General features: G+C 42.4%; 11 protein-coding genes. 6 read left to right on the top strand and 5 right to left on the bottom strand.

From position 1 onward, the window contains the following. Nucleotides 1–73: 73 nt before the first annotated feature. The 4 genes from DXB58_RS06670 (at nt 74) to DXB58_RS06685 (ending at nt 5,232) form a co-directional block, all read left to right on the top strand. Nucleotides 74–2,779 carry a calcium-translocating P-type ATPase, PMCA-type gene (locus DXB58_RS06670; protein WP_122136300.1) on the top strand — a complete coding sequence of 902 codons (2,706 nt, stop codon included), beginning with the start codon at nt 74–76 and terminating at the stop codon, nt 2,777–2,779. Next, the gene (locus DXB58_RS06675; RefSeq protein WP_122136301.1) at nt 2,769–3,392 is read left to right on the top strand and encodes an HAD family phosphatase; all 624 of its coding nucleotides are present in this window, start codon (nt 2,769–2,771) and stop codon (nt 3,390–3,392) included. The genes DXB58_RS06670 and DXB58_RS06675 overlap by 11 nt, the downstream gene beginning before the upstream one ends. 10 nt (nt 3,393–3,402) lie before the next feature. Further along, a complete protein-coding gene (locus DXB58_RS06680; protein WP_122136302.1) occupies nt 3,403–4,350 on the top strand; it encodes a bifunctional riboflavin kinase/FAD synthetase in 948 nt (315 codons plus the stop codon). 102 nt (nt 4,351–4,452) lie between these two features. Beyond that, nucleotides 4,453–5,232, top strand: a complete 780-nt coding sequence (locus tag DXB58_RS06685; protein WP_004296247.1) for a CPBP family intramembrane glutamic endopeptidase — start codon at nt 4,453–4,455, stop codon at nt 5,230–5,232. 13 nt (nt 5,233–5,245) lie between these two features. Here the strand turns inward: DXB58_RS06685 and DXB58_RS06690 are convergent, their stop codons facing one another. The 4 genes from DXB58_RS06690 to DXB58_RS06705 form a co-directional block, all read right to left on the bottom strand. Beyond that, on the bottom strand, nt 5,246–5,671 hold the full coding sequence (locus DXB58_RS06690) for a SufE family protein (RefSeq protein WP_004306960.1): 426 nt from the start codon (nt 5,669–5,671) through the stop codon (nt 5,246–5,248). Nucleotides 5,672–5,780: 109 nt separating this feature from the next. Beyond that, complete coding sequence (locus tag DXB58_RS06695; RefSeq protein ID WP_004311944.1) at nt 5,781–6,776, bottom strand: M28 family peptidase; 996 nt, start codon at nt 6,774–6,776, stop codon at nt 5,781–5,783. A 70-nt stretch (nt 6,777–6,846) separates the two neighbouring features. Further along, nucleotides 6,847–7,755 (bottom strand): LD-carboxypeptidase, encoded by a 909-nt coding sequence (locus tag DXB58_RS06700; protein WP_122136303.1) that lies wholly within the window; start codon nt 7,753–7,755, stop codon nt 6,847–6,849. Between the two features lie 8 nt (nt 7,756–7,763). Next, nucleotides 7,764–8,567, bottom strand: a complete 804-nt coding sequence (locus DXB58_RS06705; RefSeq protein WP_122136304.1) for a glycoside hydrolase family 16 protein — start codon at nt 8,565–8,567, stop codon at nt 7,764–7,766. 179 nt (nt 8,568–8,746) lie between these two features. Here DXB58_RS06705 and DXB58_RS06710 point away from each other — a divergent pair, with 179 nt between their 5' ends. Both DXB58_RS06710 and buk read left to right on the top strand, forming a co-directional pair. Further along, nucleotides 8,747–9,706 carry a phosphate acyltransferase gene (locus DXB58_RS06710; RefSeq protein ID WP_004296252.1) on the top strand — a complete coding sequence of 320 codons (960 nt, stop codon included), beginning with the start codon at nt 8,747–8,749 and terminating at the stop codon, nt 9,704–9,706. Between the two features lie 25 nt (nt 9,707–9,731). After that, nucleotides 9,732–10,793 (top strand): butyrate kinase, encoded by a 1,062-nt coding sequence (gene buk / locus DXB58_RS06715; protein WP_009000211.1) that lies wholly within the window; start codon nt 9,732–9,734, stop codon nt 10,791–10,793. A gap of 48 nt (nt 10,794–10,841) precedes the next feature. Here the strand turns inward: buk and DXB58_RS06720 are convergent, their stop codons facing one another. After that, a complete protein-coding gene (locus tag DXB58_RS06720; protein ID WP_117937132.1) occupies nt 10,842–13,178 on the bottom strand; it encodes a DNA-binding transcriptional activator in 2,337 nt (778 codons plus the stop codon). Between the last annotated feature and the right edge of the window lie 8 nt (nt 13,179–13,186).

The following is a 13,186-nucleotide window of genomic DNA, read 5'->3' on the forward strand; positions in this document are numbered from 1 at the left end:
AAAGTTTTAATTAAACATTCTATCACAATTTTATGTTGTATTTTTGCGGTTCAAACTAAACGCATGTATCTGCATGAGTACAAATAAAAATGACTATTATCATTTAGGACTTACTGATGACGAAGTCCTACAAAGCAGGGAGAAAAATGGTATTAACCTGTTAACGCCCCCCAAGCGCCCTTCTCTCTGGAAACTTTATCTGGAAAAATTTGAAGACCCGGTTGTCCGTGTACTATTAGTAGCAGCCGCTTTCTCGTTAATCATCTCCATCATCGAAAACGAATATGCCGAAACAATCGGAATTATAGCCGCTATCTTATTGGCTACCGGAATCGGTTTCTTCTTCGAATATGATGCCAGTAAGAAGTTCGATCTGCTGAATGCGGTCAATGAAGAAACCCTGGTAAAAGTGGTCCGGAACGGACGCGTACAGGAAATCCCTCGTAAAGACATAGTGGTAGGTGATATCGTCATTCTGGAAACAGGTGAAGAAATTCCCGCTGATGGAGAGTTGCTGGAAGCTATCTCTCTGCAAGTGAACGAATCCAATCTGACCGGAGAACCTGTTATTAACAAAACTACTCTAGAAGCTGATTTTGATGAAGAAGCCACTTATGCCTCCAATCTGGTGATGCGTGGCACTACAGTGGTGGATGGACATGGTAGCATGCGCGTGCTGTATGTGGGAGATGCTACTGAAATCGGAAAAGTAGCCCGGCAGAGTACAGAGGACAACCTCGAGCCCACCCCGCTGAACATACAGTTGACCAAACTTGCAAATCTGATCGGAAAGATCGGTTTTACCGTTGCCGGTCTTGCTTTTCTCATATTCTTTGTCAAGGATGTATTGTTATTTTTTGATTTCGGTTCGCTGAACGGGTGGCATGAGTGGCTTCCGGTTTTCGAACGGACACTGAAATATTTTATGATGGCAGTTACACTGATTGTAGTAGCTGTGCCTGAAGGATTGCCAATGAGTGTCACGCTTAGTCTGGCATTGAATATGCGCCGTATGCTTTCCACCAACAACTTGGTGCGGAAAATGCACGCTTGCGAAACAATGGGAGCCATCACCGTGATTTGTACGGATAAAACCGGCACACTGACGCAAAATCTGATGCAAGTGCACGAACCCAATTTCTATGGTATCAAAAATGGCAGTGACTTGTCTGATGACGATATCAGCGCACTTATCGCAGAAGGAATCAGCGCCAATTCAACAGCTTTCCTTGAAGAATCAACCAATGGAGAAAAACCCAAAGGCGTAGGAAATCCAACCGAAGTGGCTTTATTGCTCTGGCTTAACAAACAGGGAAGAGATTACCTGCAACTCCGCGAACAAGCTCATGTTCTCGATCAACTCACCTTCTCTACCGAACGGAAATTCATGGCGACTCTTGTTGAATCTCCATTGATCGGAAAAAAAATACTTTATATAAAAGGAGCTCCTGAAATTGTTTTGGGTAAGTGTAAAGAAGTTGTTCTGGATGGACGGCAAGTGGATGCGGTAGAGTATCGTTCTACAGTGGAAGCACAACTGTTGAGCTATCAGAATATGGCTATGCGTACACTTGGATTTGCATTCAAGATTGTCGGAGAAAATGAGCCGAACGATTGCACGGAACTTGTTTCAGCCAACGACCTCAATTTCTTGGGAGTGGTTGCCATCTCCGACCCGATTCGTCCGGATGTACCTGCTGCGGTTGCAAAATGCCAGTCTGCAGGTATCGGTATCAAAATCGTGACCGGCGACACTCCGGGAACTGCCACGGAAATCGCACGCCAGATAGGTCTTTGGAACTCTGAAACTGATACGGAACGAAATCGAATCACCGGTGTTGCATTTGCCGAATTGAGCGATGAAGAAGCACTGGACAGAGTGATGGACTTAAAAATCATGTCCCGTGCCCGTCCGACAGACAAACAACGTCTGGTACAACTGCTTCAACAAAAAGGAGCAGTGGTAGCGGTAACCGGAGACGGAACGAATGATGCTCCGGCTTTGAATCATGCTCAAGTAGGTTTGTCAATGGGTACAGGTACTTCTGTAGCTAAAGAAGCCAGTGATATTACATTGCTCGATGACTCCTTCAACAGTATAGGAACCGCTGTTATGTGGGGACGTTCACTGTATAAAAATATCCAGCGTTTCATTGTTTTCCAGCTAACGATCAACTTTGTAGCATTGCTTATCGTTCTGCTAGGCTCCGTAATCGGTACGGAACTTCCGCTGACTGTAACACAAATGTTATGGGTGAACCTGATTATGGATACTTTTGCCGCTTTGGCTCTTGCCTCCATTCCACCCAGCGAAACGGTGATGCTTGAGAAACCTCGTCGCAGTACCGATTTTATTATCAGTAAGGCAATGCGGGCTAATATAATAGGTGTGGGCTCTATCTTCCTCATCGTACTGCTCGGAATGATTTATTATTTCGACCACAGCACACAAGGAATGAATGTACACAACCTGACTATTTTCTTCACCTTCTTTGTCATGCTGCAATTCTGGAATCTGTTCAATGCCCGTGTATTCGGTACTACCGATTCGGCATTCAAGGGACTTTCCAAATCCTACGGGATGGAGCTTATTGTACTGGCTATTCTTGCCGGACAATTCCTCATCGTACAGTTCGGTGGAGCCGTATTCCGCACGGAACCGCTCGACTGGCAAACCTGGCTTCTTATTATAGGCGTTTCGTCCACGGTGTTATGGGTTGGAGAACTTGTTCGCCTGGTTCAACGTATTATTCACAAAAAAGACAGAAATGAAAAGTAAAGGAATAAAAAACCTTCTTATTGATTTAGGTGGTGTACTTATCAATCTCGACCGCCAACGTTGCATTGAGCACTTTCAGAAGTTAGGGCTCCAAAACGTGGATGAATTGCTGGATATCCAGAACCAGGACGGACTCCTGATGCAACAGGAAAAAGGATTGATTACACCTGCCGAATTCCGTGACGGAGTTCGTAAAATGATAGGCAAAGCAATTAGCGACAAACAAATAGATGCAGCCTGGAATAGCTTTCTGGTAGATATACCCACACAAAAACTGGATTTATTATTAAAATTACGTGAGAAATATGTCGTCTATTTATTGAGCAATACCAACCAAATTCATTGGGAATGGACATGCGCTCATTTGTTTCCTTATCGCACCTTTAAGGTGGAAGATTATTTTGAAAAAACGTATCTCTCTTTTGAAATGAAAATGGCCAAGCCCGAACCGGAGATATTCAAGGCAATCATAGAGGATGCCGGTATCGATCCGAAAGAAACGCTTTTTATTGATGACTCTGAAATGAACTGTAAGACAGCCCAAAATTTAGGAATTTCTACCTATACAGCGAAAGCAGGCGAAGACTGGAGCCATCTTTTCAACCTCAAATAATTTTAGAGATATGCAGATTATACGTGACACATCGGCAATTACCCCGGAACCCTGCGTAGCTACCATCGGTTTCTTTGATGGAGTACATGCAGGACATCGCTATCTGATTCAGCAAGTGAAAGAGATAGCCGCCGCCAAAGGTCTACGCTCTGCATTGGTTACTTTTCCCGTTCATCCCCGAAAAGTGATGAATGCGGAGTATCGTCCGGACCTTCTGACTACCCCCGAAGAAAAAATAAGTCTGCTTGCAGACATTGGGGTAGACTACTGCCTAATGCTTGATTTCACTCCGGAAATTTCCCGGCTCACTGCCCGGGAGTTTATGACACAGTTGCTAAAAGAGCGTTATCAGGTAAAATATCTGGTTATCGGCTATGACCATCGTTTCGGACATAACCGCAGCGAAGGTTTCGAGGATTATGTACGTTATGGAAAAGAAATTGGCATAGAAGTGATTCGCGCCAAAGCGTATACCAGCAATATAGAAATAGGGAACGAACCCAACATTCCGGTGAGCTCTTCCCTGATCCGCAAACTTCTTCATGAAGGAGAAGTTAGCCTGGCCGCCCATTGTTTGAAATATGAATATTTCCTTGACGGGATCGTAGTAGGCGGCTATCAGGTAGGCAGAAAGATAGGTTTCCCAACGGCCAATTTACGGGTGGATGATCCCGATAAACTGATTCCTGCCGATGGCGTATATGCCGTATGGGTAACATTTGACGGGAAAACGTATATGGGGATGCTGAATATAGGTGTCCGCCCGACGATTGACAATGGTCCGAACCGGACGATTGAGGTGAATATCCTCCACTTCCATTCTGACATATATGATAAATTCATCCGGCTTACTTTTGTTAAACGGACACGTCCCGAACTGAAATTCTCCAGTATCGACGAGTTAATAACACAGCTCCATAAGGATGCTGAAGAGACAGAAACAATTCTTAAAAAATAGATTCTTATGCAAAAGTCATTTATGAGTATCTCTTTGGTGGTAATAGCTATATCCATGTTAGCTATGTTTATCTATAGTTTCTTTACCACTAAATAAAAAAACATGAAAACGGCTATCAAGTTAGTATTAATAGACCTTCTCATTGCGCAGATTATTGCTCCAATCCTGATTATGATTCCCTGTACGATCTATTTGTTCGTCACCACGGGAAATCTGGATAAAGTCACTCTGACGCAAATGATTATGATCCCGGCACAACTAGCCGGTCAGATTATGATGGGTATTTATCTATGGAAAGCCGGTTATATCAGTAAAAAGAAGGCAACATGGTTACCTGTGTCAGCCCCTTATCTGGTCTGTAGTGCCATTGCAATCCTCACTTGCGGGTTTGCAGTCTCCTCACTAATGAGCCTGCTGGATTGGATTCCCAATATCATGGAACAATCTTTCAACATTCTCCAATCCGGTTGGGGCGGCATTCTTGCAATAGCCATCGTAGGTCCCGTACTTGAAGAGTTATTGTTTCGCGGAGCCATTACACACGCTTTACTTCAGCAATACAATCCGACTAAAGCAATTCTGATTTCCGCACTTCTGTTCGGTGTCTTTCATATAAATCCCGCCCAGATCCTTCCGGCTTTTCTGATCGGTATCCTGCTGGCATGGACTTATTACAAAACAGGCAGTCTGATACCTTGTATACTCATGCATGTACTAAACAACTCATTGTCAGTCTATCTTAGCATCAAATATCCCGAAGCAGAAAATATGGACGACCTGATTAACGGTACCCCGTATCTCATCGTCCTATTCGGGTCAATCCTCCTGTTTATCGGTATCATACTGACCATGAACCACCTGACTTCCCAAAAGCAGCAATAAAAAAGGGAAGTTTTTACTTCCCCTCTTTCGCTTTGAATGCTAATGCATACATTCGTATTTGTTTTACCATCGACAGCAAACCGTTGCTACGCGTTGGCGATAGATGCTCTTTCAGTCCGATCTTGTCTATAAAATAAAGATCTGCATTTAAGATTTCATCAGGAGTATGTCCGGAAAGGACTTTAATCAACAAGGCAATAATCCCCTTTACAATCAAAGCATCGCTTTCTGCTTTAAAAACGATTTTACCATCCACATCATCCGCTTGAAGCCATACCCTGCTCTGGCATCCTTCAATCAGATTTTGTTCCGTCTTATATTTTTCTTCAAGTGGTTCCTGCTCATTTCCCAAATCAATAAGTAATTGATAACGGTCCATCCAATCGTCGAAGTCACTGAATTCCGCAATCACTTCATCTTGTAGTTCATTAATTGACATTATAGTAATTATTTAATTAGACAATATACCAGTGTGCGAATAGCAGATGCCGTATTTAAAACCGGCATATCAATCTATCAACACCTTATTATATTATTTCTCAATTCTATTATTTCTCATTGTAAATCACTTCCAATACCGTCTGACCGACTGCTTTCAACGTATTCTTATCAATATGTTCCATATTGTCATTGACAGTATGCCATGTCGGGGTAAAATCACCTTCCTGATTGTAGGGAATAATATCGATCGTTTTAATACGTGCCAGACGATTTATGAACAGATGGTCGTCTGTTACAAATCCTCCGTTTCCATCCATGAAAGTCTTTCCGTAACCCGCTTTCTTTGCCGCTTTCCAAACCTTCTTATTTATGTCCGGAGCAAATTCTTCCGAATACCCTTCTTTCATAAACACACTGCCTTCACCTCCTACCATATCGAGCAGGATACCAAAACGTGCATTATATCCTTGTACATGAGGATTACGTGCCCAATACTGCGATCCCAGACACCAGAATTCCTCCTTATGCTTTCCTGTATAAAACTGTGGTGCACCATAGTCCTCTGCATCCAACAGAATGATATCAATCCCCAATTCCGGTTGTTGCTGATTGACCAGACGAGCTATTTCGAGCAAAGCTCCTACCCCACTGGCACCATCATTTGCACCCAGAATCGGAGTTTTATGGTTCTTCTCGTCAGGATCGTTATCAGCCCATGGGCGTGTATCCCAATGTGCAAACAAAGCGATTCTCTTTTTACTTTCCGGCTTATAAGAACCGATAATGTTTCTCGCTTTCAACAGCGTACCGTCATAAGCAATCAAATCAGCATATTGATTAGTCACTTGAGCACCGAAAGCCTCTAATTGACTGGCAAGGTAATTGCCACAGGCTACATGTTCTTTAGTGTTAGGAACACGAGGTCCGAAATCTACCTGATTCTTTACATACAAATAAGCACTATCCGCATCAAACTGAGGTACATTCACAACTGTCTTTTCGTCTTGTTCACTCGTACTATTTGCCTTGTTACCTCCACCGCAAGAGAATGCTGATAATAACAAAAAGGCACTCATTAATACTATCATAGTTTTCTTTTTCATCGTCCTTTTATCTATTAAAGCCTCAAAATTAGTCATTTTCACCACAGCATCGTTCAGATGGAATGGATTATTAACATATAAACTTTAGTTCCACATTTTTCTTTCCCACCACAAGCTCTACTTTTGCACCGTTGATAAGCGGGAGATTATGAGTCACATGCCCCACCGGGAAATTGAAACAGACGGGATAATCATACTCTTTTACTAAATCTGCCAAAGCAGCATACAGTTCCTTGCCCAACGAACAGTCTTCTTCATATTCTGTAAATTGACCGATAATCAATCCGGACAGTTTTTCTAACACGCCCCCCAGTTTCAAATTATACATCATACGTTCGATGGCATGCGGACGTTCGCTAACATCTTCAATAAATAGTATAGTGCCTTCCGCCGGAATATCATAAGGAGTGCCACGCAAACCGTAGGCTACCGCCATGTTACCGCCATGCAAAACGCCTTGTGCCGTCCCCTGCTTGTTCAGTTTATGCTTCTCGCACATGTAAGAAGGAATAGTTCCCAATAGAATATCCTTCAGATAGTTCGCACAAAGATCGTCTTCCGGTTCCACCGTAAGATGACGTGCCATCAATGAATGAAGGGAAGCATATCCATTTTTCTGAAACAGATTGTGCAAAGCGGTTATATCGCTAAAGCCCAGTAACCATTTCGGATGTTCACGAAAGGTCGTAAAATCAATTTTATCGATCAAATGTACCGCCCCGTACCCTCCACGGCTGCAAAGAATAGCTTTCACTTTAGGGTCGTCCATCGCATCCTGCAAATCTTTCAGCCGCTGCTTGATTGTCCCGGCATATCTTCCGGATGAACTTCCGGCATGTTTTCCTATAGCCACTTTCAAGCCCCATGATTCCATCCGTTTCTTAGCTCCTTTCAGGAATTGTTGGTCTATCTTACTCGAAGGTGATACAATAACCACTTTATCACCTTTCTGCAAAAAGGGAGGAAATTGAATATCCATATATGTTCTTATTTTATTGACTTTCGTTGATAAAAACGCACCCAGTCCACTTCCATTTCTACCGGAAGATCCTCGGGAGAGACTGCTCCCACCCACGAACCTCCCAACTGCATATCAATCAGCAGATAAAAGGGCTGATTAAAAGGGAATTGTCCTTCTTCTTTCGTTTGTATGCGGGGGTAAGTAAACGTATGTACATCATTGACATAAAATGAAAGACTGTCCGAATACATTTCGACTGCAAAAATATTGTAGCGGTCAGGGTGAATCACTCCCGTAGAATGTGATACCGGATGATCCTTGATCCCCAGCGTATAAGTGTAATGGGAATGGACTGTCTGATAAGCAATAGAATCGTTATTCAAACGTTCCATGATATCAATCTCACCGCCAGATGGCCATGCCGCTCCTTCAGGCAACATCCAGATGGCAGGCCACGCTCCTCCCGCCGCATTCAACTTGGCACAAATCTCAATACGCCCGTTCGTAAAAGCCTTTTTACCTTTTGTATACACACCACCTGTCAAATAAGGGGCAGTGTCATTGCGTTGGGTATGATTGACAATACCTCTCAACACCAGTTTGCCTTTACGCATGGCATAGCAGGAATCAAAGTCTGTCATATAGTTATTCCAGTCTGACTTTCCGCGTGGAATCTTGCTCCAGACCTGTGAATCGAAACTCTTTTTCTGATTAAAGTTCTCTTCCCAGATCAAAGACCAACCGGAAGACGTCTTGCTGCTTTTACAGGAAACAAGCGTCCAACAAAGGAGAATTAAGCTAAGAAATAATAGATTTTTAAACTGTTTCATGGTGCTTTTATTTTATTGGGGGATTTATTTGCAAAAATACAGGAAAAAACGGTTCCATGCACATCCAACAGCCAAAACAAATAAAATATAGCAAAATGTTACATAATGGATGTAATTTTTCGGGTTATAATCATTATTTTTTCAATCATTTTTCTGATATTTGCTAAAAATCTAACGTTATGGAACCTATTCTAAATTTTGCCCAGTTAACGGCTCATCTTAAAAAACTAAACCATAGAAAACGAATTGCCGTGGTCTGTGCGAACGATCCTAACACTGAATATGCCATCTCCCGTGCTTTGGAAGAAGGGATTGCAGAATTTCTGATGATTGGAGATTCTACCATTCTGAAGAAATATCCCACGCTCAAACAATATCCTGAATACGTAAAAACCATCCACATAGAAAATCCGGATGAAGCGGCGCGCGAAGCTGTCCGCATTGTGCGTGAAGGAGGAGCGGATATTTTGATGAAAGGGATTATCAATACGGACAACTTACTGCATGCCATACTCGACAAAGAAAAAGGTTTGTTACCGAAAGGGAAAATCCTCACGCATCTGGCAGTAATGGAAATTCCTACTTACCATAAACTGCTTTTCTTCTCGGATGCCGCCGTCATTCCGCGTCCTACTTTACAGCAACGTATAGAAATGATCTGGTATGCTATCTGCACCTGCCGTCACTTTGGCATCGAACAACCGCGTGTCGCGTTGATTCACTGCACAGAAAAAGTGAGTGCCAAGTTCCCTCATTCACTAGATTATGTGAATATCGTAGAACTTGCCGAAGCGGGAGAATTCGGAAATGTGATTATTGACGGTCCGCTGGATGTACGTACTGCCTGCGAACAAGCAAGTGGTGATATTAAAGGGATTGTATCTCCTATCAACGGACAGGCAGATGTCTTGATATTCCCGAACATTGAGTCGGGTAATGCATTCTACAAATCCGTCTCTCTGTTCGCACAGGCAGAAATGGCAGGATTGCTGCAAGGTCCTATTTGCCCTGTAGTACTTCCATCGCGTAGTGATTCCGGCTTGTCCAAATATTACAGCATTGCAATGGCCTGCTTACAAGTGTCAGGAGATTGCAAATGCAGAAAACAAGTCAGCCAAGTCACCGGCTCATCATTCTAAATTCACCACTAAAAGCCTACTATTCATGAAAATTCTGGTTATCAACCCCGGTTCTACTTCTACTAAAATAGCAGTTTACGAAAATGAAACTCCGCTGTTTGTCAGTAATATAAAACATTCTGTAGAAGAACTATCCGCTTTTCCGGAGGTAATAGACCAGTTTGAATTCCGGAAAAACCTGGTGTTACAAGAATTGGAAAACAATAAGATACCTTTTTCTTTTGATGCAATCATCGGACGCGGCGGTTTAGTAAAACCGATACCAGGCGGAGTGTATGAGGTAAATGAAGCCATGAAACGTGATACCGTACATGCCATGCGTACCCATGCCTGTAACTTAGGAGGGTTGATTGCCAGCGAGCTGGCTTCTACATTACCCAACTGTCCGGCTTTCATTGCTGATCCGGGAGTGGTGGATGAATTGGAGGATATAGCACGCATTACTGGTTCTCCTTTAATGCCGAAGATCACCATCTGGCATGCATTAAACCAGAAAGCAATCGCCCGCCGCTTTGCCAAAGAGCAGGGAACCCAATACGAAAATCTGGATTTAATTATCTGCCATCTGGGAGGTGGCATCTCTGTCGCAGTCCATCACCACGGACGAGCCATTGACGCCAACAATGCATTGGACGGTGAAGGTCCTTTCTCACCGGAACGTGCCGGTACACTTCCCGCCGGTCAACTGATCGACCTATGTTTTAGCGGTCAACTCACCAAAGACGAATTGAAAAAACGTATCTCCGGACGCGCCGGACTGACCGCCCATCTAGGTACAACCGATGTTCCCGCCATTATACAATCTATCGAAGAAGGAGATAAAAAAGCGGAACTGATACTGGATGCCATGATTTACAATGTTGCAAAAGCAATAGGAGCCAGTGCCACCGTACTTTGTGGGAAGATAGATGCCATCCTTCTGACAGGAGGTATCGCCTATTCGGACCATGTGATTTCAAGACTGAAAAAGAGAATCTCTTTCCTGGCTCCCATCTATGTTTATCCCGGAGAGAATGAAATGGAGTCGTTAGCATTTAATGCCATAGGAGCACTAAAGGGGGAATTGCCGATACAAATCTATAAATAGGCAGTCGCACAAAAAGGCTATTCAGTTATAAATACGACATTGTTTCCTTTAATTAAGGACAACTCCTCCTGATAAACTCTGCAAAGTTACAGAATAGTTTTCCCCCTGTAGCATTTGATATTGCTTTGCAAAAAGTTTATATCTGGTCTTTGCCTCCTTATATAGCCCCTGCTTACAATAAGCACCGATGATTATACGCAATGATTTTTCATTCAACGGGTCTAAATTAAAACTAGCATTAGCCATCGCAATAGCTTTGGTATATTTCTCTTCTTCATACCACACTTCTGCCTGTCTGCTTAATGTAGGTTCTAATTGCGCCTCCACCAGTGCCTTGAAATGGTCGAATAAAGGAATATCCAATGATTTCAGGAAAGCTCCCTGCGATACAATCTCACAGAGTCGTTCATATTGTTCTTCTACAGGATTACCCGTCAATATCTCCATACATTGCAGATAATCACAATAACAAGGTTCCTGCAATATCAAACGAAAAACATTCTTCTCATAAACAAGAGAAATGCCATCCAATTCAGCCAGTGTTTTCCGCAGATGGTTCAGGGTAACTCCCCGGATATTCTTTACCTTATTCTCTGTCTTGTCGGGCCATAATTGTTCACTCAATTCTTGCGAGGTGATTCCTTCGGAAAGACTATATTCGAAAATCAAGATGAAAGCTTGTTTTAGTTTAGGACTGAACAAGTAATTAATTTCCCGATTATGCCGATCCCTGACTGAAAAGTTTCCAAATAAATAAATCGAATTAGGACGATTATGCAGGTTATCCACAATTTCCCCTTCTCCCTCCGGCAACTCCGGTTCCTCATTATCAATTTGATTTTCGGAACGATTCTTTCTTTTTATAAAAATATAAATAGAAACAACAGCCAACAAAGCCGCAATGACAATAACGCCAACAAGCATGATCCAGAAAAATAGACTCGAAGTGTCGTCTACTTCCATCTGCTCTTTTGTGATGGGTGGAAAAGAGAGACTATAAATATTGGAAACTGATGCCTGATCTTGATTATCAAATTCTAAAGTCACTGCATAAAGTTCGTTTCTATTTGCATTGTAATAAAGATTAGCATTGGTTGCTATCTTATCAGAACGCATAGGAATAGAATCACCGTATACTTGGTAAGACCCATCGGATATGGAGAACCGATACAGGCACAAATACGACTGGGAATAATGTTCCGGATAGAACAAAGTATAGAAAGTAGAATCCCCTGGTAAAATCATATTTCTTACCGGCACCATGTTTGCTTGATTCCATTTAATTTCCCACATCTTTTTCAGATGATTCGTATTCAAGTCCAGTTTGTAGAGGTCATAGTAGTATCTTCGCTCAATAGCCTGATCCCCGGACTCATTCCCCATTCCTCCAAAGATATACAGAGAATTGGAAGACGGTTCGTATCCCATAGAAGTAAAATAACGCGGATCAATATGATCGCCCGTATATTTGATTTCACTCCATTTCCCTGTCACCACATCCATCGCATAGAACCGATTGGAAAAGCGATGGTTACCAAAACCGCCAAAAATAATGTACCGATGATTGGTCTCATCATAAAAGGCACTATGATGATGCAGTTGTGTAGGCAGAACATCATAGCTCAATGGAGTCCACTGGTTATTATGCCAATCATACCATGCACTTGCATACCCGCTAAAAGGCGGATCATAAACTTCATAAGCATACAACCGTTCTTGCCCGGTATCGACAAAACTCGTGCCCAAACGGAATTTCATCGGACAAGGAGCAGCATATTCTTTCGTGTTGGAAGTGCCGTTCGTTGTATTATAAGTTGTTATCTGCTTGTCATTAAAATAATAAATTTCCTGGTTGTGAACATTAAACATAGCCCCCGCCACTTCATTCGATTCAAAGGCTACTTTATGTCGCCAGAAATAAGCATCGTTTATCATCCATACCGGACATACCACTTCACCGATACGGCTTCCCTCCGAATCGTGCACTTCATTTCCTTTGTTTTCATTCAAGGGAAATAAGAAAGTAGTTTTATCATCTTTGACGGACAAATTACGAATCCCGAAAGAAGGAATATCAATAATATATTCACTACGTCCGAAATACATCACCGGCTTCCAGCTTTGCTCTGCAAAATTTAAGTCCGGACAAGTTGATCTCTCTTTATTAACCTTTAATGTGACGTCGTTTTTAACCAGATTAAATAGGATTTGCACCTGTTGCCATCGTCGGCGATTGAACTCTTCCTTATTCAAATGCAACGTAACCAGATTCTGTTTTCCTTCTTCATTCAGCTTGAAAATTACATCCTGTTCCTCACTATTAAAGGACAATGTATAAATAAGATTCTGCTTTTCATTCTTGATACGGAGCACATTTCCTCTCATCGACGTTT

Origin of the sequence: Bacteroides sp. OM05-10AA, assembly GCF_003439055.1 — a bacterium.
In the GTDB taxonomy this organism is placed as follows: domain Bacteria; phylum Bacteroidota; class Bacteroidia; order Bacteroidales; family Bacteroidaceae; genus Bacteroides; species Bacteroides intestinigallinarum.

What these genes read in the sequence shown, in the direction of transcription:
- DXB58_RS06670 (WP_122136300.1), top strand. Translation starts at nt 74, where the DNA reads ATGAGTACAAATAAAAATGACTATTATCATTTAGGACTTACTGATGAC.
- DXB58_RS06675 (WP_122136301.1), top strand. Translation starts at nt 2,769, where the DNA reads ATGAAAAGTAAAGGAATAAAAAACCTTCTTATTGATTTAGGTGGTGTA.
- DXB58_RS06680 (WP_122136302.1), top strand. Translation starts at nt 3,403, where the DNA reads ATGCAGATTATACGTGACACATCGGCAATTACCCCGGAACCCTGCGTA.
- DXB58_RS06685 (WP_004296247.1), top strand. Translation starts at nt 4,453, where the DNA reads ATGAAAACGGCTATCAAGTTAGTATTAATAGACCTTCTCATTGCGCAG.
- DXB58_RS06690 (WP_004306960.1), bottom strand. Translation starts at nt 5,671, where the DNA reads ATGTCAATTAATGAACTACAAGATGAAGTGATTGCGGAATTCAGTGAC.
- DXB58_RS06695 (WP_004311944.1), bottom strand. Translation starts at nt 6,776, where the DNA reads ATGAAAAAGAAAACTATGATAGTATTAATGAGTGCCTTTTTGTTATTA.
- DXB58_RS06700 (WP_122136303.1), bottom strand. Translation starts at nt 7,755, where the DNA reads ATGGATATTCAATTTCCTCCCTTTTTGCAGAAAGGTGATAAAGTGGTT.
- DXB58_RS06705 (WP_122136304.1), bottom strand. Translation starts at nt 8,567, where the DNA reads ATGAAACAGTTTAAAAATCTATTATTTCTTAGCTTAATTCTCCTTTGT.
- DXB58_RS06710 (WP_004296252.1), top strand. Translation starts at nt 8,747, where the DNA reads ATGGAACCTATTCTAAATTTTGCCCAGTTAACGGCTCATCTTAAAAAA.
- buk (WP_009000211.1), top strand. Translation starts at nt 9,732, where the DNA reads ATGAAAATTCTGGTTATCAACCCCGGTTCTACTTCTACTAAAATAGCA.
- DXB58_RS06720 (WP_117937132.1), bottom strand. Translation starts at nt 13,178, where the DNA reads ATGAGAGGAAATGTGCTCCGTATCAAGAATGAAAAGCAGAATCTTATT.